This window comes from Bacteroidales bacterium (genome assembly GCA_012519055.1).
Lineage (GTDB): Bacteria > Bacteroidota > Bacteroidia > Bacteroidales > Salinivirgaceae > JAAYQU01.
The window spans coordinates 1-25,387 of sequence record JAAYQU010000011.1 but is presented as its reverse complement, the minus strand read 5'-3'; the positions used below and the strand labels follow the sequence as shown (position 1 = coordinate 25,387).

At 36.1% G+C, this 25,387-nt stretch carries 19 protein-coding genes and 1 tRNA gene; 12 read left to right on the top strand and 8 right to left on the bottom strand.

The genetic code is table 11. The features are described 5' to 3' along the window. Positions 1 to 36: 36 nt before the first annotated feature. The 6 genes from GX311_02325 to GX311_02300 all read right to left on the bottom strand — a co-directional run bounded on the left by GX311_02325 (position 37) and on the right by GX311_02300 (position 6,903). On the bottom strand, positions 37 to 2,049 hold the full coding sequence (locus GX311_02325; GenBank protein NLK15215.1) for a 1,4-alpha-glucan-branching enzyme: 2,013 nt from the start codon (positions 2,047 to 2,049) through the stop codon (positions 37 to 39). A 181-nt stretch (positions 2,050 to 2,230) separates the two neighbouring features. Next, entirely contained in the window at positions 2,231 to 2,782 is a 552-nt protein-coding gene (locus tag GX311_02320) for a hypothetical protein (protein ID NLK15214.1), read from the bottom strand. Between the two features lie 153 nt (positions 2,783 to 2,935). Further along, the gene (locus GX311_02315) at positions 2,936 to 4,324 is read right to left on the bottom strand and encodes a radical SAM protein (protein ID NLK15213.1); all 1,389 of its coding nucleotides are present in this window, start codon (positions 4,322 to 4,324) and stop codon (positions 2,936 to 2,938) included. 6 nt (positions 4,325 to 4,330) lie between these two features. Continuing rightward, positions 4,331 to 5,035, bottom strand: coding sequence for a hypothetical protein (locus GX311_02310; GenBank protein ID NLK15212.1), 705 nt, complete (start codon positions 5,033 to 5,035; stop codon positions 4,331 to 4,333). A gap of 268 nt (positions 5,036 to 5,303) precedes the next feature. Further along, positions 5,304 to 6,068: a hypothetical protein gene (locus tag GX311_02305; protein ID NLK15211.1), complete on the bottom strand. Its 765-nt coding sequence runs from the start codon at positions 6,066 to 6,068 to the stop codon at positions 5,304 to 5,306. 91 nt (positions 6,069 to 6,159) lie between these two features. Beyond that, positions 6,160 to 6,903, bottom strand: coding sequence for a hypothetical protein (locus tag GX311_02300; protein NLK15210.1), 744 nt, complete (start codon positions 6,901 to 6,903; stop codon positions 6,160 to 6,162). Positions 6,904 to 7,131: 228 nt separating this feature from the next. Here GX311_02300 and GX311_02295 point away from each other — a divergent pair. From GX311_02295 to GX311_02240, 12 genes are all read left to right on the top strand, one after another. Then, positions 7,132 to 7,206, top strand: a tRNA-Val gene (locus GX311_02295). Positions 7,207 to 7,287: 81 nt separating this feature from the next. Beyond that, on the top strand, positions 7,288 to 8,259 hold the full coding sequence (locus GX311_02290; GenBank protein NLK15209.1) for an acyl transferase: 972 nt from the start codon (positions 7,288 to 7,290) through the stop codon (positions 8,257 to 8,259). A 116-nt stretch (positions 8,260 to 8,375) separates the two neighbouring features. Further along, positions 8,376 to 8,966 carry a thymidine kinase gene (locus GX311_02285; GenBank protein NLK15208.1) on the top strand — a complete coding sequence of 197 codons (591 nt, stop codon included), beginning with the start codon at positions 8,376 to 8,378 and terminating at the stop codon, positions 8,964 to 8,966. Positions 8,967 to 9,034: 68 nt separating this feature from the next. Next, positions 9,035 to 11,491, top strand: a complete 2,457-nt coding sequence (locus tag GX311_02280; GenBank protein NLK15207.1) for a bifunctional UDP-N-acetylmuramoyl-tripeptide:D-alanyl-D-alanine ligase/alanine racemase — start codon at positions 9,035 to 9,037, stop codon at positions 11,489 to 11,491. A gap of 365 nt (positions 11,492 to 11,856) precedes the next feature. After that, positions 11,857 to 13,446 (top strand): TonB-dependent receptor, encoded by a 1,590-nt coding sequence (locus GX311_02275; GenBank protein ID NLK15206.1) that lies wholly within the window; start codon positions 11,857 to 11,859, stop codon positions 13,444 to 13,446. A 39-nt stretch (positions 13,447 to 13,485) separates the two neighbouring features. Then, positions 13,486 to 14,367 (top strand): lamin tail domain-containing protein, encoded by an 882-nt coding sequence (locus GX311_02270; GenBank protein NLK15205.1) that lies wholly within the window; start codon positions 13,486 to 13,488, stop codon positions 14,365 to 14,367. A 94-nt stretch (positions 14,368 to 14,461) separates the two neighbouring features. Further along, entirely contained in the window at positions 14,462 to 15,103 is a 642-nt protein-coding gene (locus tag GX311_02265; GenBank protein NLK15204.1) for a hypothetical protein, read from the top strand. Positions 15,104 to 15,135: 32 nt separating this feature from the next. Then, positions 15,136 to 15,603, top strand: a complete 468-nt coding sequence (locus GX311_02260) for a CYTH domain-containing protein (protein ID NLK15203.1) — start codon at positions 15,136 to 15,138, stop codon at positions 15,601 to 15,603. Between the two features lie 181 nt (positions 15,604 to 15,784). Continuing rightward, complete coding sequence (locus GX311_02255; protein NLK15202.1) at positions 15,785 to 17,353, top strand: sodium:sulfate symporter; 1,569 nt, start codon at positions 15,785 to 15,787, stop codon at positions 17,351 to 17,353. A gap of 85 nt (positions 17,354 to 17,438) precedes the next feature. Continuing rightward, positions 17,439 to 19,046: a GAF domain-containing protein gene (locus GX311_02250; GenBank protein ID NLK15201.1), complete on the top strand. Its 1,608-nt coding sequence runs from the start codon at positions 17,439 to 17,441 to the stop codon at positions 19,044 to 19,046. A gap of 367 nt (positions 19,047 to 19,413) precedes the next feature. After that, entirely contained in the window at positions 19,414 to 21,261 is a 1,848-nt protein-coding gene (locus GX311_02245) for a 2-oxoacid:acceptor oxidoreductase subunit alpha (GenBank protein NLK15200.1), read from the top strand. Positions 21,262 to 21,263: 2 nt separating this feature from the next. Then, the gene (locus GX311_02240; GenBank protein ID NLK15199.1) at positions 21,264 to 22,277 is read left to right on the top strand and encodes a 2-oxoacid:ferredoxin oxidoreductase subunit beta; all 1,014 of its coding nucleotides are present in this window, start codon (positions 21,264 to 21,266) and stop codon (positions 22,275 to 22,277) included. A 206-nt stretch (positions 22,278 to 22,483) separates the two neighbouring features. On the opposite strand, the gene GX311_02235 is transcribed toward GX311_02240, so the two are convergent. Both GX311_02235 and GX311_02230 read right to left on the bottom strand, forming a co-directional pair. Continuing rightward, a complete protein-coding gene (locus tag GX311_02235) occupies positions 22,484 to 24,880 on the bottom strand; it encodes a T9SS type A sorting domain-containing protein (GenBank protein NLK15198.1) in 2,397 nt (798 codons plus the stop codon). A 361-nt stretch (positions 24,881 to 25,241) separates the two neighbouring features. Further along, on the bottom strand, positions 25,242 to 25,387 hold a 146-nt coding region (locus GX311_02230), incomplete at its 5' end, for a T9SS type A sorting domain-containing protein (protein NLK15197.1).

The following is a 25,387-nucleotide window of genomic DNA, read 5'->3' as shown; positions in this document are numbered from 1 at the left end:
CTCCGCCCCATGACCGCAGGATTCGTTTATTTATAGTTAATTCTCTTTTTTTCGTAAAACTATTACTACTCTTGGAGGAACGTACACTTGAATTGCCAAAGCTTTACGTCTGTTTTCAAATACTAATGGTGTAGTGTAGAATATTTGGTTGTCCTTAACAGAACTGAAGCCTCCAAACTTCTTCGAATCACTGTTTAGCACAAGTTCATATTCCCCACCCTCTATTTCAATAGGATAGTTGTTGATAGCCTTGGAAGGATTGAAATTAAATATAAAAACGAGATTTTTCCTAATAAATGCTAATATCTGATTATCAGCATTTTCATGGATTTTATGTGCATAGTGATTTTCAAAGGCATCGTTATCTTTAATAACTTTTATCATTTCTCTGTCAAAGTCAGATAGGAAATGGTATCGTAAAAGCTGATTGTCTCGCAAACTCCATTGACGACGGGCATACAAATACGACCACCCATTTCCCTGACGTGGAAAATCTATCCATTCGGGGTGACCAAACTCGTTGCCCATAAAGTTCAGATATCCACCGCCAGAACATGCAAGAGTGATCAGGCGAATTAACTTGTGTAATGCTATACCTCTGTCAACATCAAGGCTTTCGATGTCTTTGCTCATTTTGGTGTACATTGCATCTTTTATCAACCTGAAAATGATTGTTTGATCTCCAACCAACGCCTGGTCATGTGATTCGGCATAGCTTATTGTTTTTTCTTCGTCTCTTTTATTTGTTAGTTGATAATATATGTCGCCTACGCGCCACTGCTCGTCAGATAGTTCTTTTATTATTTTTATCCAGTAATCGGGTATCCCCATTGCAAGTCGGTAGTCAAATCCAATGCCCCATTTATCGAACGGAGCGGCAAGTCCGGGCATGCCGCTCATATCTTCTGCTACCACAATAGCTTCTGGTTTAAGATGATGTATCAAGCAGTTGGCTAACGTAAGATAAACAATTGCGTCTTCGTCTTGATTTCCATCGTAATACATATCGTAGTTTACGAAATTAGACTCTAATCCATGATTGTAATATAACATGCTGGTAATGCCGTCGAAACGGAAGCCATCGAAGTTGTACTCTTCAATCCAATATTTGCAGTTAGAGAGCAGGAAGTGAAGAACCTGTCTTTTTCCGTAATCAAAACATAGTGAATCCCACGCTACGTGTTCACGTCTGTGGTCAACGTGAAAGTATAATCCTTTAGATCCGTCAAACTCTCCGAGCCCCTCTTCGGTGTTTTTAACGCTGTGAGAATGGACCAAATCCATTATTACAGCAATTCCAAGTTGGTGAGCCTTGTCGATTAAATATTTCAAATCGTCAGGAGTTCCAAAGCGCGATGAGACAGCAAAAAAATTCGATACGTGATAGCCAAAGGAACCATAGTAGGGGTGCTCCTGAATTGCCATTAACTGTATGGTATTATATCCTCCTTTGGCGATATTTGGCAAGCAGTTGTCGGCAAACTCTCTGAAAGTGCCAACCCGCTCTTCTTCGGTTGCCATACCTACGTGTGCTTCGTATATTATTGGATATTCAACCTTTTTTATTTTCGGAGCTTCCCATTTGTATAGAGTGTGAGGGTACCAGACTTGGGCTGCAAACAACTTTGTTTTATCATCTTGTATAGCAACTCTTGTGTATGATGGGATTCTCAGTCCTTGTCCGCCTTTCCAGTGAATAGAGAGTTTATATTGTTGTCCGTGTTGTAGCGCACTTAGTGGCAGTGTTCTTTGCCAGTCGCCGTGATGATTTATTCTTACAAGTTCATATTCAGGCAGTTCGCACCAGTCGTTAAAGTCGCCAATCATGTAAATTGCGGTGGCGTTTGGTGCATATTCGCGCATATACCAAAAGTTCTCATCACGGTGCAGGCCGTAATAGTGGTGCCCGTTGGCAAAATCGACAAGTTTATCTTCCGTGCCACATAGCTCCCTTATTTTGTTTTGAGCCTTTTTAAATCGTCTCTCAATTATGTATGAATAAGGAGATAGAAGTGGGTCACTAGTAATGATATTTGGTGCTTTTGACATATGCTTTCAGTAAAAATGCTTTCAGCAAATATATACAAAAAATTGACTATTTGTAAGACCAAATGTAAAATGAGACATAAGGCAATTTTGCTACTTTTTATTTAGACTAACTTTACAAAGTATTATAAGAATAAAAAGACAACTTTTAACTTTGTTTGATAAGTTATGGAGCTGATATTGATTACAATTCAATCGTCAATAAATCGTTTCTCCTGCTGTGTTTTATTGGATAAATTTTTTCTCTAAATTCAAATCTGTATTTGTCCACAATTTTATTACTTTTTATTCTTTCGTTTTTGGAATATTTATCTAGTCCTTTTAAATATTTGTTTTTACGTATTTTGCAAATGAATTGCCACCATTCACAATCGTAATTTATTAAGTAATGTGAGTCTGTGAACATTGGAATTATTCCTAAATTAATTGAGTCTGAATCTGGACGAATATTAATAATTATAAGTGGTCTGTATCCAATTGTCTTGAATAAAAGATTTATTTCGGGCGTTTTTTTAATCTTAATCTGAAAATCACCAGTCTCTCCTATAGAGTAATTTTCCCCTTTTATCTCAACAGATCCTTTTCCTATTATCTCTTTATTGTGCTCGATATCAATTAATTTGCCAGTTATAACCAATGAATCATTAATGCATATGGTATTTGATATACATACTGTCGCTGACAGACAAGCAAAAAATGTTAATATCAATATCAAAAATTTATTTTTAATAGTCATACTTGTATATTTTGTATTAGCTGGGTTTAATCAATAACAATTTTGATGTTTTAGTATGCGACTCTGCTTTGGTGCTTCAAGTCTTAGAGCTGGAGTAAACGTCTGAAAGTCCACTCTAATCGTCATGTTTTTGCATGATGTTGGCAATCTTAATCAACCTTTCCAAAATCGCTTTCTATACACATTTTTCATGGCAATATACAATTTTTGCGAAATTTTGTGAGGTAAAAATTGTTGTATTTTAGTTGCTATATCTTTACCTATATCAAAAAGTAGATTTTTATCATTTGAATCAGAATAGAAACCTTCTTTTTTTGCGAGTTCTATCGCCTTTAATCTGTCTGCGTACGGGAATTCAGGTGTTTCAAATACAATCCTTGGCTTTATTTTATGATATTCATGTATTTTTGTATTATAAAGCTTTCCATGGTTCAAAACATAATCCCATTGTGCAGTGCCTTTAAATGGTAAAATTGAATAAAACATTACGAAATCCAACTCAGAGTTTTTTGCAAACTCAATTGATTCTTTAACAGTTTCCAATGTATCACCAGGACTGCCGATTACAAATTGTCCCATCACTTCAATTCCGGCTTCTCTAAAAATTCTAATACCCTTTTGAATGGCTTCGATACTGTTTTTTTTCTGCATTTTCTCTAAAATCGAGTTGTTGGCAGACTCAATTCCAATCCCGACATTATAACACCCCGATTTTTTCATTAACCGGGCAATCTCGCTTGTTATTATTTCAACTCGCACAGGAGTTGACCAAAGAAATTTCAGTTTTTTTTGCAGTATCGTATTGCAAAAAATTTCAACTCTTTTTAAATCAACATTAAAACTATTGTCACTAAAGATGAATGTTTTCTTTTTGTAATTTTTTATTAAATACTCAATTTCTTCAGCAACTTTTTCTGGTTCTCGTTTTCTCCATTTTCCTAACCAAATAGATGATGAGTTGCAAAAAACGCATTTATATGGACATCCCCTGCTTGTCACAACTCGATGCACAGGATACCGTTCCATCTTAAACAAATCGTAGGCTGGATAAGGAATTGAGTCTAAATTCTGTATTTGTTCTTGTGGTGGATTGGTTATTATCGCTTCATCTTTTTTATACATTATGCCATGAATCTGTTCTATTGGCATTTTACCTTTTAAATGGTTCAGTAAATTAGAGAATGTTATTTCACCTTCTCCATATACAACAAAGTCAGCCGGAGTTTCCTCAAATATCTCCTCCATTATTGTTGTTACATAGGCTCCTCCTAAGCATATCGGGGTATTGGGTTTAGTAGTACGTATGAACTTAAATACGTCAATAACCTCATAATAAACGGGTGATAAAACGGTAATACCAATCAAATCAAAATCAGATTGATAAAATTTTCTTGTTTCTTTTTTAGTTGCAACTCTGGTATCTAGCAAAGAGAATTCAATATCTGGATGTTCTGTTCTTGCATAAGAAGCAATATATCCCAATCCAACATGAATAGTTTTGTCCTTTCTGTCTTTATTTGGAAAAATTAATCCTACTCTCAATGCAATTTATTTCTTAATCAATTTATATATTGTCTTTGTAGTTTCATTCTTTGTATTATGAAATGTATCATAAAGGTTAGCGTATTGGACTAACTCATTTTCTGAAATTTCGTATGAAAATTTATATAAAATGCCGTGTTCTGCTGATTCTGCCTGTCTTAATAGATTTTTTGATGTGACTGGCATTTCATATAATCCCGAATAATCTAACATGAAATCTTTTATTAAAGAATCCGTGTACTCATATTCATAAACAGTAATAGCCGGTTCTGAATCCTCGTGATAAACAATAGTTGAATCTTTGATAAGATTACCATTTTGATATTTAAAAAAACTCTCCCTAACAATATTGTTGTTAACGGATTCTTTTTTGTAAACAATATTGTTTGACTCGTATTCCATTTCTGTTAAATTGCCGGAATTGTTTATTGAAGTTATCAATCCGTTTGAGTCAAATATAAAGTTGCCATTCCAATTTTTAATATAATTATCATGGTATTCAACGTAATAATACGAAGATATGTTGGAAGAATAAAACCTATCGACTCTCAAAAGTTGATGTTTAGCATTATAATAATAACCCAGACTATCTTCGAACATATCGTTAACGGTGCAACTTCGTGAAATCTTATAATCGAACTGGAATTCGTTTGATTCTTTCTCGCAAGCAACTAAAACCATAAGGGTGAAAGGTAATATTTTCTTCATCATTTTGTTAATGTTTTATTGTTTTTGCAAAAAGCTCTCTTTTTCATCTCTGCAAGTTTATAGCTTATTTTCTATAATTTCGTCCGACTATTTAAGGGGCTTATACAATGCAAATTATACCAATTGTAATTTAAAGATAGTCCAATTTTTTTAAATTTTACAATTGTAAATACCGATGTTTCAGATAGATTATCCAAACAAACGACATTGAAGTTTGGACAATAGTAGATGTCCAATTGGTATTATACCGCATGTTGCAGACATTTTTTTATTATTTCCCTTTGTTTCCTCTCAATTTTGAAGAAAACAATTTTGAGTTTTTAGCAGGTTTTAACACAACGTTCGCTGAACTATTGTCATAACAATTATGATAAAAATACCAAGTATAATTTACTTCTGACGGTTTTTTGCTTGAATATGTAGATACATGCATATACATATTATAACCTTCCGCCTTATCTTCATCATTGCTATACATAATGTTCCAACCTTTTTTAAGTGTTAAATCATATTTTTCTATGTATTTATAGCCATATATCTCGTCAACATTTTCTCCTTTTATGGTTACATCTCTATCAACAAATATCCAAGAAGTTTCGTGCCAGCTCCAATTTATTTCCGCCAAATAAAAATAGCCAATTTCATTATCATCTCCGTTGTAACCTCTAAGGATTACAGGAAAACTCGACTTGAAATTATTTTCGCTTACGTAAATTCCTTCCATGTCATCCATGTCAATCGTAAACAAGTATTTGTCTCCTAGTGTTGCAGGAAGTTCCAATATAAAACCATTGTTTTGATAAGGTGCTTGTGCAATTACATCGCTACTATAATCATCGCCACTTTCCCAATAAGCAGTAGCTTTTGCTGTTTTGATTTGAGTAGAGCTACAGGCTACATTTGTAGCTGTAATCTTTGAAGCGTTATCACTATTAGCGCTTCCGTTATTGTCATCATCTTTGTCGCAAGAATTTAACACGGTAGTTGTCAATCCCAAGGCTAAAAGTAGTCCAAAATTTAAAAATTTCTTTTTCATTTTTTTCAATATTAAATTTGCCTCCACTTTCGGCTCTCGGCTTCTCCGTTTTTTCGCAGTACTGTCTGCAAAAATTGACGACAACATAATATTATTTCTTTTTGTTTTCTTTCAATTTTGAAAAGAACGATTTTGAGTTTTTAACAGATTTTGATGCAACGCTTGTTGAACTACAGTCATAATCATCATAAAAATTCCAAGTAAAATATACTCCTGACGGTTTTTTGCTTGAAATTGTAAAAGAATCCATAACTATACCATTTTCCATCTCAATGTAACTTTCATACACAATGTTCCAACCTTTTTTAAGTGTTAAATCAAAATTTCCTTGTTCTTCGTCATCCACGACTTCTCCTTTTATGGTTACATTTCTATCAACATATATCCAAGAAGTGTAATGCTCCCAGTTCTCATTATCTTCCTCCAAATAAAAATAGCCAATTACATTATCATCTCCGTTGTAACCTCTTAGGTCTTCAAGAAAACACGACTTGAAATTTTTATCGCTTACGAAAATTCCTTCCAAATCATCCGTATCAATCGTTTCCAAGTATTTGTCTTGTAGTGTTGCCGGAAGTTCCAATGTAAAACCATTGTTTTGATAAGGTGCTTGTGCAATTGCTTCACTTTCATAATTATTGCCACTTTCCCAAAAAACAATAGCTTTTACTGTTTTGATTTGAGTAGAGCCATTGTTTACATTTGTAGCTGTAATCTTTGAAGCATTATCAATAGTGTCTCCGTTATTGTCATCATCTCTGCCACAAGAATTAAACAAGGCAGTTGTTAGCCCCAAGGCTAAAAGTAGCCCAAAATTTAAAAATCTCTTTTTCATTTTTTATAAAAATTAAATTTGCCTCCACTTTCGGCTTTCGGCTTTTCCGTTTTTCACTGTGCTGTCCGTCAAAATTGCTCCAACGTACACTTTACAAAACAAATATAAGACATTTGCAAATATTAAACGCATAACATCCATAGGTTATTGCAGGTTGAATCTACCAATTGTTATTTTGAACAATAGTTTGGTATAGTTTTTAATAATTTCGTATATTTGCACTCCTTTGGGTCGTTAACTCAGTTGGTTCAGAGTGTTACCTTGACAGGGTAGAAGTCACTGGTTCGAATCCAGTACGACCCACTAAACCGGATTTATCCGGTTTTTTGTTTTTTGGCACAATTATAGATATTTACTTTCGAAATATTGACAAAGTAAAGTAATATGCAAAGCGTTAATAATGACATATTTAATAATATTGATTTTGAAAAAACAGCTCTCGAGCTTTTTCATAAACAGGCTGAAAGTGTTGAAGTTTACAAAACATTTATCGAGAACTTAAATATAGATAGTCGTAGCGTAGATTCGATAGAAAAAATCCCTTTCCTACCTGTCGAGTTTTTTAAGAATTTTGATGTTTATTGTGGTGAAAATCAGCCCGAAATAATTTTTACAAGCAGCTCTACGACAAACACAGGTCAATCGAGGCACTTGGTTTCGAGCATAGAGCTTTATAAAAAGGCTTTTATAAATAGCTTTTCTCACTTTTTTGGAGACCCTCAGAAATACTGCTTTTTGTTTTTGCTACCGTCTTATCTTGAGCGTGAAGGCTCATCATTGGTTTTTATGGCTCAAGAGTTGATTAATATAAGTTCCTATAAACAAAGTGGATTCTATTTATATGATTTTCAAGACCTTTACAATCAATTGTTAGAAAACGAGAAGCAGAAAATCCCTACAATACTGTTCGGAGTAACATTTGCCCTACTTGATTTTGCTGAGGAGTACCAAATACCTTTAAAATCAACCATTATAATAGAAACCGGAGGAATGAAAGGGCGAAAGAGAGAGATTGTTCGCGAAGAGGTACACCAAATTCTTTCTAATGCCTTTGGTCTTAAACATATTTATAGTGAATACGGAATGGCAGAGCTTTTAAGTCAGGCCTATTCCAAAGGAGATGGTCTTTTCAGCACTCCACCGTGGATGCGAGTTTTATTTTACAATACACACAATCCTTTGGCACTGAGCCAAACAGCAACTGGAGGTATAAATATTATTGATCTTGCTAATAAGCACTCATGTGCATTTATTCAAACTGCTGATATTGGCAGAATTAGCTCAAACAACCAATTTGAGGTTTTAGGACGACTTGATTACAGCGAAATTCGTGGTTGTAGCTTGTTAGCATTGTAAAAAACAATAGTCATATTATCAATTGTTTATACTTTTTGTTTGTTTATTTTCCCTTGTATTTTCGGTCAATTTAAAGCATATTTGTACATTTGAGAAATAAACAATGACTTACTTTTATGCAACACGACATACAATCTGGCGAAACAATAAGACAGGGCTGCATTGAGGTAATTGTCGGCAGTATGTTTTCCGGAAAAACCGAAGAACTTATCAGGCGATTGCGTAGGGCGCAATATGCCAAGTTAAAGGTCGAGATTTTTAAACCACGGATTGATGTTCGTTACTCTGAAGAGGAGGTTGTTTCGCACAACTCCACTTCAATACGCTCAACAGCAGTAGATTCGTCGGGGAGTATTTTGCTGTTAGCCTCCGATGTTGATGTGGTTGGGATTGATGAAGCCCAGTTTTTCGATAAAAACATTGTCGATGTATGCGAAACGCTGGCTAACAACGGCGTAAGAGTAATTGTTGCAGGGTTAGATATGGATTTTTTAGGACGTCCTTTTGGTCCGATACCCGACCTTATGGCTAAGGCTGAATATGTTACTAAGGTTCATGCCATTTGTGTCCGTTGTGGGAGCTTAGCAAGTTTTTCGCACCGTTTTGATGGTGGCGATAAATTGGTTCAACTTGGTGAGGCCGATCAATATGAGCCGTTGTGTCGTAATTGCTATAATCGAACAAAAGCAATTAACAATGTGCAATGAGCAATGTACAATTATGTAGAGACGGAGCATGCTCCGTCTCTACTTTACAACTTTTTAACTCAACTGTTATGAGATATATACTTGAAAATATAGCTGAAATTACAAATGGAACGCTCTACGGCAATTCGAAAATTGAAGTAGAGACTTTGCTTATCGACTCAAGGTCGTTGAAGTTTACTAAATCGGTTATGTTTATTGCGCTTAGCGGAGATTCGGGTAATGGACATAAATATATAAGAGATCTTATTGAAAAGGGAGTTAAAGCCTTTTTGGTTGAGTCATTACCGCAAGACATTGATTTTGATGGAGATATTGGCTTTGTTGTGGTTGAAAATTCATTAGAATCACTCCAAAAAATTGCAATTTATCACAGAAATAATTTTTCATTTCCCATTGTCGGAATAACAGGTAGTAATGGAAAAACTATTGTTAAAGAGTGGCTAAACTTTTGTTTACAAGATAAATATACGATTACACGAAGTCCCAAAAGCTATAATTCGCAAATAGGAGTGCCACTTTCTGTTTGGGAACTTAACGACCAAACGGAGGTAGGAATATTTGAAGCTGGAATGTCGCAACCGAATGAAATGGGTAAACTCGCCGAGATAATAAAACCCAACATTGGCATTTTTACCAATATCGGAGACGCGCATCAGGAGAATTTTCAAAATCATGAGCAGAAGCTAAGGGAAAAGTTGTTGCTTTTCAAATACTCAGAAAAGGTAATAACATCTTCAGAAAACGGAGAGGTTGTTGATGTTTTTCGTTCTACGTATCCTGACAAAGAGCTTATTACGTGGGGATATTCAAATAGCGACAGAGTAAAGATAGTGTCAAAAACTAATGTTGCAAACGGACAAAAAGTTGTAGCAGAGTTCAATAATAGTGAGCTTCAGTTTACTATCCAATTCCTTGACGGTGCCTCTTTTCAGAATGCAATGAACGTTGTTACGTTTATGTCTGTTTGGGGTTATAGAGCCAGCGAAATAGCTGAAAAAATTGGACAGTTGCAAGCCGTCGATATGCGCCTTGAAATTAAAGCTGGTCGTAGAAACTGCACCATTATTAACGATAGTTACAACTCTGATTTAGTCTCCTTAAGCACTTCGTTAGAGTATTTGGCAGCCCAAAATCAAGTTGAACACAAAATGGTTGTTGTGAGCGATATTTTGCAAAGCGGATTGCCTCATAAAGAGCTATACCAAAAGGTTGCCGATATGGTAAAATTCCACTCTATCGACAAGTTTATCGGCGTTGGCAATCATATTTTACAGTATCGGCATCTATTTAGTGAAAACTCGCTGTTTTTTCCTAATACTGACAACCTTATAGAATACTTCGACAAGTTTCCCCCATCAAACAGTGTGATTTTATTAAAAGGAAGTCGCACATTCCGTTTTGAGCGTGTTGACAGAATGTTACAAGAACGGCGACACCGTACAATAATGGAGGTAAATCTCGATGCTTTGATTTCCAATTTGCGCTATTTCCGTTCTACATTGAATAAAGATACCAAAGTAATTGCAATGTTAAAAGCGTTTGGTTACGGTAGTGGTTCACACGAATTGGCAACAGTTTTACAACACCACAGAGTTGATTATCTGGCAGTTGCCTTTACAGACGAGGCTGTTCAGTTGCGTGAAAGCGGAATTAAAACACCTATTATGGTAATGAACCCCGGAATAGAAACTTTTCCTGAGATTGTTGAATACAACTTAGGTCCCGAAGTATTTGGTTTCGATTTTTTAGAGAATTTTAATAACTACTTAGCAAAAATCTCAATTCAAAATTACCCTATCCACATTAAAATAGACAGCGGTATGAATCGTTCAGGATTTAAGCCTTTTGAGATTGAGAAACTGTGCAAGGTTTTAAAAAACTTTAAGAATGTTAGAGTGATGTCAGTTTTTAGTCATCTCGCAGCAGCTGATGACCCTCAATTCGACAGTTTTACATTGCAACAAATAGCTGATTTCAAACAAATAAGCGAACGGATAAGCGCCGAATTAAACTATAGTTTTTTCAGACACATATTAAATACGGCAGGAACAGAGCGATTTCCACAATTTCAGTTTGATGCCGTGCGCTTAGGAATAGGACTTTATGGAATTAGTTTCGAGAACAATCCGTCAATAAAACAGGTAGTTACCTTGCGTTCGCAAATAATGCAAATAAAGGAGATTGAAGCAAACGAAACAGTCGGATACAGCCGTAAAGGTGTTGTAAATAGAAAATCGACTATTGCAACTATCCCTATTGGTTATGCAGACGGCTATAGACGGATATTAGGAAACGGCAAAGGGAAAATGCTTGTGAATGGCAAGATTGCGTACACAATAGGTAATATATGCATGGATATGTGCATGTTAGACGTAACAGGATTAGATGCTAAAGAGGGAGACGAAGTATTAATATTTGGAGAAGATTTGCCCATTTATGAAATTGCTGAAAGCATGGGAACAATACCATACGAGGTGCTTACAGGAATATCAAGTAGAATAAAACGAGTTTATTATCGTGAATAGATTGTATATCTGCACTCAGTAGGGTAGCTTTTTTGATACACTAAATAAGCTACATCATTCTGATATTTAATGTGCAATTAGAAGCGAGAATTGCTCTTGCAGTTTGCCCTAAACTCAATTTTATTTATTTCCAACTCATTTTTTTTTGCTATTTTCTTTTAAAACTGCAGCTAATTGCTTACTTTTGAAATCTCGACTGCCATTTTTTATAGAGAGATTTGTGTGATTATTCCTCTAACATATTGAATATCAGTCGTATTGATGTAGATTTAAACAAGCAAATTTTTTTTTTGCAATAGTTTTTCTATTTTTACTAACAATTAATAACTCAAATAATAATAAACAATTTTTAACTTAGAGAGAGAATGAAAAAACAGAGACTATTAATCGTGAGCTTGCTTATTTCTATGTCATGTGTAGTGCAGGCTCAAACCAGAAATGTTACTGGTGTCATTAAGTCAAACATTGACGGAAAACCTATTGAAGGGGTAGAAGTTAGATTAAAGGGCGATGATGTAACAGCAAAATCGAACGAAAATGGCAATTACAGCATTGCTGTTGAACAAAAATCTACTGAAACCCTAATTTTTTCGCACCCGGACTTCGAAGAAATGGAAGTTGTGGTGATTGGGAAAAATAGCATTGACCTTACTCTTAGTAGTAATACACGTCTAAATCAATATGGACAAACAGTTGAAAGAGAGCCCCTTGTAACCGAAGCGAGAGACGGAGTGCTAACTTTTGAGTCTAAAGATGAAAAATTTAAAATATGGACAGACTTTAGAATCAATGTTGATTTTACAAAGTTTTTTGACAACTATGACAACAATCTTTCCCAGAATACCTTAACTGGAAATCCGGCAGATGCCATACAGCTTAGTGATGGTGCACATATACGTAGAGCGCGTTTTGCTTTCAAAGCGCAAGTTAGTGAAAAGTGGTACGGTGAGATAGACTTCGACTTCCGTGATCTCGAAGTTGACATTAATGATGCTTACCTACAATACAGCGTAAATGATGCTCTTAGTTTCCAAGTAGGACAATTTCGTGAGCCAATGGGCATGATGACAAACACCACTTCTCGCTATGTGTCATTTATGGAACGTCCTATGAGTTGCGAGCTCGACCCAAGTCGTCATATGGGTATTGGAGCAAAATACTCACATCCATGGTTTTATGCAGGATTAGGTCTATTTTCTGATGAAGCGTTCGATAAGGATGCTAAAGACGTACGCCGCAAACAACGCACCGGTACTGAGGCAAGTAAGGCAGTTACAGGTCGTATAATGGGATACCCGGTTAAGGGTAATGACATTGTCTTAGGAATCGGAGCAGGAGGTTCGTATCGCACACCACAAATTACCGACGAAGGATATAATACTGTTCGTTTCAGGACATATGACGAAAACCGCACTTCACAAAAACGTTTCTTAGACACAGACGCAGTTACAAACGTGCAAAATATTTTAATTGCCAATGCAGAACTTGCTTTTGCATATAAATCGTTCAGAATACAAAGTGAATACAAAATTATGACATTAAGACGTGGTCAAATATATGACGACATTAACTACACAGGTCAAAATCTAGAAGATGCGAATTTCGGAGGATACTATATTGAGGCATCATATTATCTATTTGGAGATCGTCAAAATTTTAATTACCTTGATGGGGAGTTTACACGTATCAATCCTAAATCTAAAAAAGGTTCAGTTGAAATAGCTGCTCGATACAGCTATCTAAGCTTGAATGATGAAGAGGCAAATGTTAAAGGAGGTGAGGGTAAAGTAACTTCGCTTGCAGTAACTTATTGGGCTAAGAAAAACGTGCGAATAATCCTTAATGCAGCTTACGTTGATCACGATGAAAATGCCTCATCAAAATATAATTGGAATGTTCCAAAAGGCGGATTTGATTATTATTGGGTTGGAACACGTTTTGAAATTGATTTTTAATTAAATAAACCTTTATATTAACTAAAAAAAATGAATACTATGAAGAGAACAATTTTAAGTGTAATGGCTATTGCTCTTTTGAGCACAGCAGCAGTTTTAACATCTTGTAAAAAAGAAAAAAAGGATAACCCGCCACTTATACAAGGTGTTGAAGTACTAGGAACAGGACCGTATACCGTTACCGCAAATATCGTTGACGATAACGGAGCATTAAAAAGCGTTGACCTTTTTTACAAAAAAAGCACAGAGTCGGAATTTGCTACAGTAAAAATGGAAAATACGACAGGAACTGCTTATTCAGGAGAAATACCTGCACAAACAGAAGGTGATGTAATACAATATTACGTAAAGGCTGTTAACTCGGTTAATTTAATAACTTATTACCCTGCAGGTGCTCCAACAACAACAGCTGAATTTACAGTTGGAGGACCAAGTTTTGATGGCTTTGTAATTAACGAAATATGGGCTGGAGCACCATCAGACAACGAAAAGTTCATTGAGCTTTACAATTATTCCAGTGCAGATATTGATATTTCGGGTGTATATTTTGAAAGGAACAACCAAGACACCGTTGGAATAATCCCCAATAATACTATTTTAGCTGCCGGAAAATATTACATTTTAGGAACTAAAAACAACACTGAAAATCCAGGCAATCCAGCTGAACCATACGATCATTCAATTTCATCTGGTTTCTCGGCAAAAAAATCAGTTCGTTTAAAAATGTTTAGTCCATCAGGAGCTTTAATAGATATGTTCTTACGCGGTGCTGAAGACAATCTTGATGTAACTATAAGTGACTTGGCACCAGGCTCATTCTGCAGAATACCTAACGGTACAGGTGATTGGAAAGTTGTTGATAATCCTACACTTCGTGCTGAAAACGATGCAACAGGCGCAGCAGATATTCCAAACGAATAGTCTGCGTAACAGTTAAATGTTAGTTAAATAATTAAAATCAAACAATAGGGTGTCGGGTAGTATAATCGACACCCTATCTTATAAACATTAAACAATGAGCAAAGAAGAACTTAAAATCGGAGAAGAATCAAAACCACGATTTGAATTCAGGTCGTTCGGGCAAAATTTCGATAACTCGGCTAAACGCATGGCACGTTTGTCAATGCCCGTTCCAGAAAAAGTTTGGGAAAGATATTCAGACGAAATATATATTCTCTCTCGAACTAACGACATAAACAACACAAAAATACGCGACGGGAAGATGGATATAAAAACATATATCAAAACCGTTGACGGACTTGAACAGTGGAATCCACTTATGAAAGGCGAATTTCCGATAAAGGCTTCTGTGCTGAAAAATGAGGTATTTCCGGCTTTCCAAGTGAAAATGCCTGAGCTTAAAAAAGAGACATACACCTTCGATGAGTTTATGGAAATAATATATAATCACCCCGATTTAGCAGCAGTAAAAGTACATAAACAGCGATTCGGATATATGGTAAACAACACAATTTGCGAATATGGAGAAGTGTTGATTAATGGGGCACGTGTGGTAACTATAAACTCGGAATCGACAGAAATAGAAGACATTAAAAAAACAATAAAAGAGGTTGGGCTTGAAGGCGTCGAAAATATCAACTATTTACAAGCAATAAAAAGGGTCATAGGCATGATTAACAAGCCATTGGCAAACTAAATAATATCTATAAATCCACAACAACGTAAAAAATGGCACAAGAAATAGAGAGAAAATTCCTTGTTAAAGGTGATTTTAAAAAAGATGCTGTAAAGCAGACCCGAATAACACAAGGCTACCTTTCATCGGTACCTGAAAGAACTGTTAGAGTTAGAGTTAAGGGCGAAAAAGGATATATTACAATCAAAGGCATTGGCAGTGAAAGCGGAGCAAGCCGTTATGAATGGGAGAAAGAGATACCTGTGGCAGAAGTTAAAGAGTTGCTGAAAATATGCGAACCCGGAGTAATAGACAAAACACGTTACGAAGTACCGATGGGTAACTTTGTATTCGAAGTTGACGAATTTTATGGTGAAAATCAGGGACTAATAGTTGCCGAAATTGAACTCAAATCAGAATCAGACAAATTTGAAAAACCACAATGGTTGGGACAAGAAGTAACAGGAGATGTAAAATACTACAACTCAATGTTAATGAAAAAACCATACACAAAGTGGTAAATATTTCAACTAAAATATATTGTTAAAACAACGCAACAACTGGCATGCTTGTAGTATAAGCATAAGCCAATTGGCGGAAATTTTTATCTTCAACTACAGAGCAAAACATAAAGCCTAAACACAGATAATGACAACTAAAGTATCCGATCAAATAGATGAAGCGGTATTTGACCCTCTAGATATGAGTCATTACCGTATCGATAAATTGCCAAAACGTAATAAGGGTAAGTTCGAGAGACAACTGGCTAAAATAGGGGCTCCTTTGGCAGTGATAGTCTTCTTTTTATTTGCGTTTATCATAGATATGCCATTCTTGCAAAATATTGATCCCACGCATCTATCGAAAAGCGCCAAAGTAGCATTTGATAAAATAGGTGAAGTTGCATTTATACGCAGCAACGTATTTCTTGCAGGTATATTCCTTGCTGGATTGATACTTTGGATGACTGAAGCAATACCTAACTACTTAACCTCACTTATTTTAATAGCCGCACTTGTACTTTTCAATGTTGTACCCGAAAAAGAGGCATACGCCAATTTAGGGCATCCTGTTATGTGGTTAAATATTATGTCGTTTATATTGGCAAGTATGTTAGTTTCGACGGGTATTGCAAAACGTTTTGCACTGTGGTTTATAATTAAGTTTGGGAAAAATGCAAGCTCGATATTTATTAGTTTTTTGGTAATTAATGTCGTATTATCAGCATTTATTTCGGCAACAACTGCAAAAGCTGCCATATTACTACCAATTTTTATGGTTATTGCTGCCATATTTGGTGCTACCGGTGGTGATTCGAGAAATAATTTCGGACGAAGCATAGTATTGCAAAATCTCTTTTATATTAACGTTGGAGCCACAGGATTTCTGACAGGAGCAGGAGCTCACCTATACGCTGTTGCTCTGATAGTTGGAGCTACAGGTGGAAATATTTTTTACTCGGAATGGCTATCAGCTCAATTCCCAGTGATGATAGTGATCGTGATTTTGGGATATATTGTAGCCACAAGAATATTTTTTCCACTTAAACCTAGTGAAAGAGTCCCACAAATAGAAGGTGGTATGGAACGCCTTAAAGAAGAGTACCAAAAACTAGGAAAAGTAAGCTTCTCTGAAAAAAAAGCAATTATTATATTTGTATCCATACTACTTTTGTGGTCAACCGATAAGTTGCACGGTATAAGCCCAACCGCTGTAGCATTCGTAGGGGGGATCGTAGCACTTTTGCCTCGCATAGGTGTAGTAAAATGGAATGAAGTTGACATACCGTGGCACTTGATGCTATTCTCGGCAGGAGCATATACTTTAGGAACAGCCTTTTCGTACACAGACTTGCCATCATTAGCGGTAAGTGCCTTTTTTAACTTTTTAGGGATAGGAAGCGAAACACCATTTTGGATGCTTTACCTATTATTAACAGGACTAATGACATTGAGTGCACTTTTTTTCCAATCGAAAACGATGCGGGCAATGGTCTTTGTACCAATTGCTATAGGAGTTGCTACACGATTTAATTTTAGTGTAGTAAGTCTTGCTTTACCTGTTGCCTTTATGATAAACCACGTATATGTACTTCCATTTAATAGTAAGCCTGCCGCATTGTTATACGAAACCAACCAATACAGCATTGGAGACTCTTTTAAATACGGATTTACAATGATGATAGTTTCGTGGGTAATAAATATAATTGCAGGAGAAACCTTATACCGCTATCTAGAAATTACACCCAATGGTGTATTTGGCTTGTTTTGAATATGAAATTAATAGATGTGTTTTTTATCAACATAAACATTATTATATTAAACGACTTATTTAAAGATAGTTATACGGCGTTAAGATGAGATTGATAAAATTTTATAGAAAGTTGAGCATACAGACCAAGGTAAGGTCACTATTATTAATATTTTTAACTTTTACAGTACTAGCGTTATATTGGACGTACCGTCAACAAGTTAAAAAAATATTAGATGATACCCACGGTATGATGATGAGTAGCTTGCGTGATATATCGGAAATTATGTCTATGGTGGCAATTCTGACTGACAGTGGATTTACAGAAACCGACTATGAAATGCTCAAGCCATATTTTGAAGAACGAAAGTATTTCGAAACGGGATATCCATTTCTTGTAACTCAGCAAGGAGATTTTCTATTACACCCGTGGAAAGAAGGCACTAATGAATTGAATGCAGAAAATCACATAAAAAGACTCTCCTATGGTGAAGGATCGGGGTATTTTAAATATCTTTTTTCGGTTGACAATAGGGTTAAGTGGCAGTATATCAGCTATTTTAAGCCATACGATGCCTATTTAGTTGTAAATTTTTATGAAGAAGAGTTATTTAGAGGTCTTACAAAATTAAGGACAGCAATTGTTTTATCTGTTATATTAGGAATAATACTGTTTTTACTCAGCAATAGGTACATTGTAAACCCAATATTCGAAGCAATAAAAAAAGTAAAAACAATAATTGGCGACATTGCAAACGGGAAAGCAACTAATAAAATAAATGAGCACCGTCACGATGAAATAGGAGAAATGACGCAATCAATAGATCAACTTATTGTTGAGATTGAGAGAAAAGCACTTTTCGCGGACGAAATAGCAAAAGGGGATCTAAATGCCCAGCTACCACTCATAAGCGACGAAGATGTTTTAGGGAAATCACTGATAAACATGCGAGACAAACTCGCCTCTACACAAGAAATTGAAAAGCAGCAACAAGTAGAAATTGAGCAACAAAACTGGGTTAACAGAGGTGTAACAGCTATTTCGGATATATTGCGGCAAGATATCAATAATATTGATGAGCTTTCATACAAAATAGTAAGCAATCTTGTAACTTATGTTGGGGCAAATATGGGTGGGGTTTTTATGGTAAATAATGAAACAGACGATATATTTATTGAAATGGTAGCCTGTTATGCATACAACCGCAGGAGATTAGAAAAAAAGACCTTAATGCCTGGCGAAGGACTTGTTGGGGAATGCATATTAGAAAAAGAAAAAATATATATAAAAAAACTTCCTGACGACTACATTAACATAGTATCCGGCTTAGGAGAAAGCAGTCCTAAAGAATTACTAATAATACCCTTAAAAACCGACAACGAAGTTGTAGGCGCTATTGAATTAGCGAGCCTTAATGAAATTGAGTCACATTCGATAGAACTCGTAGAAAAGGTATCTGAAACCCTTGCTTCGACAATTATTAAGATGAAAGCAAACCTAAGAACAGAAAAACTGCTTGAACAAACCAACGAGCAGGCAATGCAAATGAAAGCACAAGAGGAGGAGTTGCGTCAAAATATGGAAGAAATGCAATCAACTCAAGAGCAGATGAGAGCCAGAGAAGAAATACTAATCGAAGAGCTAGAACTAATAAAGGTAGAAAACCAAAAACTTGAAGAAACAATAAATACGCTTAAATCTACAGGGAAATAATCTAAAGTTTGAGAGTAAACAACTCAAACATGCGTAATCATCGATAAAACAGTTTTGCAAATGGCAAATAATGGTTTAATACGCCGGTTCGCTTTTACTATGCATTACAACAACCTTTATTCTAAACTAAAGTATTGATGATCAGTAATGTGTTGAATTAAATTGTAAAAGAGTTTGGCTTATGGCAAAATATTGAGTAATTTTGTTTTTGAATTGAATAAAACAAACTATTGAATAAAATAAAATAGGAAGCTGCATAAGGTTTTTTATAGCAAAAATTATCAGGTAAATACAATTTCAACAAATACCTGAGAATAGGCGAAAAAATACTTTAAGCAGTTTTTTTTACAATTAAATAGAGTCAGTTATGGCAGAAAAAAAGAAATTAATTGAGAAGGAGAGTGTAGTAATCCGGTTTTCAGGCGACTCAGGTGATGGGATGCAGCTAACCGGAACGCAATTCTCGAACACATCAGCCCTTTTAGGTAACGATGTTTCAACCTTTCCTGATTATCCAGCGGAGATTAGAGCCCCTCAAGGCACAGTTGGAGGTGTGTCAGGATTTCAATTGCATTTTGGCAATGATCAAGTTACAACCCCAGGCGATTTTTGCGACGTTTTAGTAGCAATGAACCCCGCAGCACTTAAAGCAAATACACGCTGGATAAAACCGGGAGGAACAATCATTGTTAATAGTGATGCATTCATCGATAAAAACATAGAAAGAGCGGGCTATAAAGAAAATCCACTTCCCGAGTTCAAAAAAGGAGATTTTAATATTGTTGAAGCTCCCATTACAACATTAACACAAGAAGCAATAAAAGATATTACTACTGATAACAAAAGTGTTTTGCGTACGCGTAATATGTTTGCTCTGGGAATGACATACTTTATGTTTAACCTTCCTCTTGAACACACTTTTACTTATTTGAAAGATAAGTTTGGGAAAAAGCCTGATGTAATGAATTCAAATAAGAAAGTTTTAGAAGCAGGATATCACTACGCAGAAACAATTGAGGCACTTGCAAGCAGACGTGTAAACGTTGCCCCTGCTAAACAAAAGCCTGGTACATACAGAAATATTAATGGTAATACAGCAACTGCCTGGGGACTTCTTGCTGCAGCAGAAAAAGCCGGTTTGGAACTTTTCCTTGGATCATATCCTATCACTCCTGCTACAGAAATTCTTGCAGAACTTTCAATGCGCAAAGACTTAGGTGTTAAGACTTTCCAAGCTGAAGACGAAATCGCGGGTATTTGTACAGCTATTGGAGCAGCATATGGAGGCGATTTGGCAGCGACATCAACATCAGGACCCGGATTGTCACTTAAATCCGAGGCTATTGGATTAGCTGTAATTACAGAGTTGCCATTAGTTATCGTTGACGTTCAGCGTGGAGGTCCATCAACTGGATTACCAACAAAAACAGAGCAGTCAGATTTGATGCAAGCATTATATGGTCGTAATGGAGAGTGTCCTGTAGTTGTAATTGCTGCATCTACGCCAAGTAACTGTTTCCAATACGCTTTCGAATCGGCAAAAATAGCCCTCGAACATATGACGCCAGTAATTTTACTTACTGACGGTTTCCTTGCTAACGGAAGTGAGCCATGGAGAATACCTTCAATGAAGGATTATCCAGAAATAAAACCTCCTTACGCAAAAAAAGGTGAAAAATATCAACCCTATGCACGTAATGAAGAGTTCTTAAATCGCTATTGGGCAATACCAGGAACACCAGGAATGGAACACCGTGTTGGAGGATTAGAAAAAATGAACATTACTGGAACTGTGTCTTATGTTCCTGAAAATCACCAAATAATGAGCAACCTCCGTAATGAAAAGGTAGAGCGCGTGCAGAACGTTATTCCTAAGCAAACTGTTTACGGAGCAGAGAAAGGTGACTTGTTAGTAGTAGGATGGGGAGGAACATATGGTCACCTGTATAATGCAGTGAAAAATATGCGTAAAGCAGGAAAAGATGTTAGCTTATGTCATTTTAACTATATCAATCCGCTACCGACTAACGTGGCAGAGATATTTGCAAATTTCAAACGAATAGTTGTTTGTGAATTAAACTTTGGTCAATTCGCAAACTTCTTGAGAATAAAATATCCGCAATTTAACTATTTGCAATACAATAAATTAGCGGGACTACCATTTACAGTACACGAATTGGAGGAACACTTCATAAAAATATTAGAGGAGAAATAATCATGGCAGATATACAATATAAACCAGCAGATTTTAAAAGTGACCAAGAGGTTCGTTGGTGTCCCGGTTGTGGAGACCACGCAATATTAAACTCAATTCTTAAAGCAATGGCTAACGTGGGTTGTCCCAAAGAGAAAGTAGTCGTTGTATCGGGTATAGGTTGCTCGTCAAGATTCCCTTACTATGTATCAACATACGGATTTCACGGAATACACGGTAGAGCCTCGGCAATTGCTTCGGGCTTAAAAACAGCTAATCCAGACCTATGTATATGGCAAATAACCGGCGACGGAGATGCCCTCGCCATAGGAGGGAACCACTTTATACACGAAGTGAGACGTAATATCGACTTAAACATCGTTTTGTTTAACAACGAAATATATGGACTAACAAAAGGTCAATATTCACCAACATCAAAATTTGGTGCAATAACTAAAACATCTCCATATGGAACAGTCGAGGCTCCATTTAGACCCGGTGAATTGGTTATTGGTGCTCAAGGACACTTTTTTGCCAGAACAATTGATGTAATGGTACAGCTTTCAAGCGAAATTTTCGAGGAGGCAGCTCGTTTTAAAGGAGCGGCTGTTATCGAGTCGTTGGTGAACTGCGTGATTTTCAATGACGGAACACATGAAATGTTCACTTCTAAAGAATTCAGAGACGATAGAACAATTGTTTTGAAACATGGTGAGAAGATGATTTTTGGCAAAGACAAGGATAAAGGTTTGGTACTTGAAGGACTTAAACTAAAAGCGGTTACTATTGGTAAAGATGGCTATACCATAGATGATATTCTTGTACATGATGCACATCAGAAACATCCCGGGATACATTTGATGTTAAGCAATATGGCGTATCCTGATCTGCCCGTTGCTCTTGGAGTAATTCGCTCAGTTAAAGGAGAATCTTATGATCAAAGAGTTACAGATCAGATTGCAGAAGTTAAGCAAAAAGCAAAAATTAAAAATATGGACGATTTGCTTAATTCAGGCAATACGTGGGTAGTGAAATAAATTTATTATTTGTTTTATAAAATGGAGGCTGTCTCGAAATTACAAAGAGACAGCCTCTTTTTTGTGTTTTGGTGGCTGAGTGCGCAGCAATCGAAGCCACCACCAGGGGCTTATGTCTGTCACTTCGATAAACTCAGTGACCGTGAATAAAAAAGGGGAGACTTTAAAGCCACCCCTTTTTTATAATAATTTATTAGTTTGCTAAATTAATGTTTGATTAAGCGTTGTGTTGCCGAATTTCCGTTGTTATCAAACAATGTAACCATGTAAACTCCTGTAGCATAGTTTGCAACAGAGATAGTTTGTATTTGTGTTGGATTTTCAATTGTTTGAACCACTTGTCCAACAATATTGCTAATAACTATTCTTGAAATATTTACAGGGCTTTCGATAGTAACTGTGTTGTTTGATGGAACAGGGTACAATTTAACATTACGCAACAAGTTTGGTTCATTAATGTTGATGGGATAATTAAGTATAATAGTTACGTCATAAGTGCCTGAACCCTGAACGGTTACACCTGTTCTTCCCCATATTTCGTTGCCATCTGTGTCGGTAGCAATCGCTTGACCGCCTTCTACTACTAAGGCTGCGGCAACAGTGTATGAACCTGCTCTTAAGTTGTCAAAAGTAACAACCCCATTGAAATCAGTAGTTTGTGTTAATATATCAATTCCTATAAGTTCGCCATTTTCATTGATATTCGGAACTCTAATTTCAACAGGACTATTATACATTGGTACTATTGGATAGCAATGTATGGGTCCAAGCACCGTAACTTTTACGCTACCCCTCGGATTCGACAAATATTTGTCAACTATTAACTCCATCGAAATATTTATTTCCGTTCCTATCCAACCCATCTCTTCTCCGATAATAAGAAAATTACTATGAAAGGAGGGTTGTGTCACTTTGTCACCACCGATAAAGAATTTTTGATTACCAGTGAAAAAACGAATCACAGCAAGATATGCTTGACCCTCAACTGTTGGTGTAATATTTTCAGAAGCACCATCAGAAATAAACGGCAGGAATACCCACGTGTCAGCCATAGTTGAATAGATAGGAGTTGAAGCACTTGATATAATTGGTGCAGTCAAATCGTAATTTCCCGCAGTGTCAGACTCATAAATCTCTGCAGTTAGATAAGCTACATCTTCTGAATTCCAGATGTCCCAGTTATACCCATCGTTACTTATATATGTGTTAATACCTCTAAATACGTAAGGAGCAGGTATTTCTGTGCCGGGAATAGTATCTATTGGTGGATTTAAGAAAAACTCAACAGCAACACCATCGCCATCAACGGCACCATAAGAGATGAATGGGCTTTGGCGACTGGTGCCAGCTGTTAAAGGATTTGCATAACCAAAAACATTTTCAGTAATATTAAAATCGTAACGATATAAGTTGTTTTCAGGTACTTGGTCCTCAACTGAGCCGGAAACAACTCCATCGTAATAGTATGATCCCACACTTTCAATTGTTTTTGGAATTTGATAATTATGTATTGCTACAAAAGAGGTGTCAATCTCTCCTGGTGCAATACTGCTTACAACTACTGATGATTTTTCATCAAGAATAGTTCCATCTTCTTTTACAACTTTTGTAGTAATTTGGACATCTGAAAATGGAAGAGCACCGTAGTTTTGAACAATAGCTCTTGAGGTTAAAATTTTTTGAAATGCATAGTATGGATTGTAATATGGGGTACCTGTAAATCTTTTATTATATCCGGATGTGAAATAATTTGCCCATTTATCTTTTTTATAGTCAACCCAATATCCGTTTAACCTGACATCGTATGAATATGGTTCATATAATATAAAATCGTCAACCATCCAATAGTAATGAGATAGTCCTTTTATGTGTAGTCGAACATAAACAGTTGATAGATTGGCTGCAACATTACTAACAGACATTTCATATACACTTGGGTTTGTTACAGGTGTGGCATTAATAGATGCTTGTTCTACATCAAATTCAGTCCAGGTAGTGTTGTCACTACTGATGTACAATTTTGGTCCTATTCCAATATCGTAACTAGCACAACAGAATCGGTGATACTGTTCGAAACGAACGTTTACTGCATTGTTCTCTGTAGTCTCAATAGGTGGAAACTGAATATACGAATCCATTATTATATCAGTTGATTCTCCTTCAGAAGTAGTGTTATAGAAGTCAAGCTCGAACATCAAAAACCCTTTTTCACTCCACCAATACTGAGTATCGCTGGTTGATTTAATTTTTATGCGATCGTTAGGAACATTCCAGGGAATACTGGTATATGGACCTCGTGGTCCTTCCGTTGACCAACGCCAGAAGAAGTTGTTTCCTGTAGCGTCAAATACACTCCATCCTTCGGGCATATTCTCAGGAACAGCGACGCCATCAACGCTGGCTGCGCTCCACTCTGATGCATTAAAGTACTCTTCAAAAATAATATCACCCTCTATTTCCCCTGTTTTGGAGGTAATTCTCTGTTCGTTGTTTTGCGGTGCGTCTGTCATTTTCGACAAACGTGGTTGAGGTTCGGCTAATCGTTGTGCAAAAAGCGAAAAGCTTACTACTAACATTCCAATAATTAGTGTGAATTTTTTCATAATCAGCAGTTATTTAAGTTGATACAAGCAAAGCCAAATGTAAATATATCACTTTTAAAGAGTAAATGCAACTGTTTTTATGAAAAAAGTTGCATCGAGCTAGTGCTCCGCAACTTCTATTACCTAAAGGCTTTAAGTAGAGACGGAGCATGCTCCGTCTCTACAATGTGTCGATATTGCAATAGAGACGCCATAATATGACGTCTCTACAACAAGCTAATATTCAGCTGATTAATCCAGTTCTATTATCTTTTTACTTCGACTGCGCCCAACACACAGCTTTCGTCACTCGGCAGAGCTCAAGCAAGCTTGGCTCTGCTCTCGCTCCTAAGAAAATTGTTAATTGCTCATTGCACATTGTTCATTGCTTAATAAATCGTTGTGTTGTTGAGTTTCCGTTGTTATCAAACAATGTAACCATATAAACTCCTGTAGTATAATTTGCAATAGAGATAGTTTGTACTTCTGTTGGATTTTCAATTGTTTGAACTACTTGTCCAACAATAT

What these genes read in the sequence shown, in the direction of transcription:
- GX311_02245 (NLK15200.1), top strand. Translation starts at nt 19,414, where the DNA reads ATGGCAGAAAAAAAGAAATTAATTGAGAAGGAGAGTGTAGTAATCCGG.
- GX311_02240 (NLK15199.1), top strand. Translation starts at nt 21,264, where the DNA reads ATGGCAGATATACAATATAAACCAGCAGATTTTAAAAGTGACCAAGAG.
- GX311_02260 (NLK15203.1), top strand. Translation starts at nt 15,136, where the DNA reads ATGGCACAAGAAATAGAGAGAAAATTCCTTGTTAAAGGTGATTTTAAA.
- GX311_02255 (NLK15202.1), top strand. Translation starts at nt 15,785, where the DNA reads ATGAGTCATTACCGTATCGATAAATTGCCAAAACGTAATAAGGGTAAG.
- GX311_02290 (NLK15209.1), top strand. Translation starts at nt 7,288, where the DNA reads ATGCAAAGCGTTAATAATGACATATTTAATAATATTGATTTTGAAAAA.
- GX311_02235 (NLK15198.1), bottom strand. Translation starts at nt 24,880, where the DNA reads ATGAAAAAATTCACACTAATTATTGGAATGTTAGTAGTAAGCTTTTCG.
- GX311_02320 (NLK15214.1), bottom strand. Translation starts at nt 2,782, where the DNA reads ATGACTATTAAAAATAAATTTTTGATATTGATATTAACATTTTTTGCT.
- GX311_02305 (NLK15211.1), bottom strand. Translation starts at nt 6,068, where the DNA reads ATGAAAAAGAAATTTTTAAATTTTGGACTACTTTTAGCCTTGGGATTG.
- GX311_02270 (NLK15205.1), top strand. Translation starts at nt 13,486, where the DNA reads ATGAAGAGAACAATTTTAAGTGTAATGGCTATTGCTCTTTTGAGCACA.
- GX311_02250 (NLK15201.1), top strand. Translation starts at nt 17,439, where the DNA reads ATGAGATTGATAAAATTTTATAGAAAGTTGAGCATACAGACCAAGGTA.
- GX311_02310 (NLK15212.1), bottom strand. Translation starts at nt 5,035, where the DNA reads ATGATGAAGAAAATATTACCTTTCACCCTTATGGTTTTAGTTGCTTGC.
- GX311_02275 (NLK15206.1), top strand. Translation starts at nt 11,857, where the DNA reads ATGAAAAAACAGAGACTATTAATCGTGAGCTTGCTTATTTCTATGTCA.
- GX311_02325 (NLK15215.1), bottom strand. Translation starts at nt 2,049, where the DNA reads ATGTCAAAAGCACCAAATATCATTACTAGTGACCCACTTCTATCTCCT.
- GX311_02285 (NLK15208.1), top strand. Translation starts at nt 8,376, where the DNA reads ATGCAACACGACATACAATCTGGCGAAACAATAAGACAGGGCTGCATT.
- GX311_02265 (NLK15204.1), top strand. Translation starts at nt 14,462, where the DNA reads ATGAGCAAAGAAGAACTTAAAATCGGAGAAGAATCAAAACCACGATTT.
- GX311_02300 (NLK15210.1), bottom strand. Translation starts at nt 6,903, where the DNA reads ATGAAAAAGAGATTTTTAAATTTTGGGCTACTTTTAGCCTTGGGGCTA.
- GX311_02280 (NLK15207.1), top strand. Translation starts at nt 9,035, where the DNA reads ATGAGATATATACTTGAAAATATAGCTGAAATTACAAATGGAACGCTC.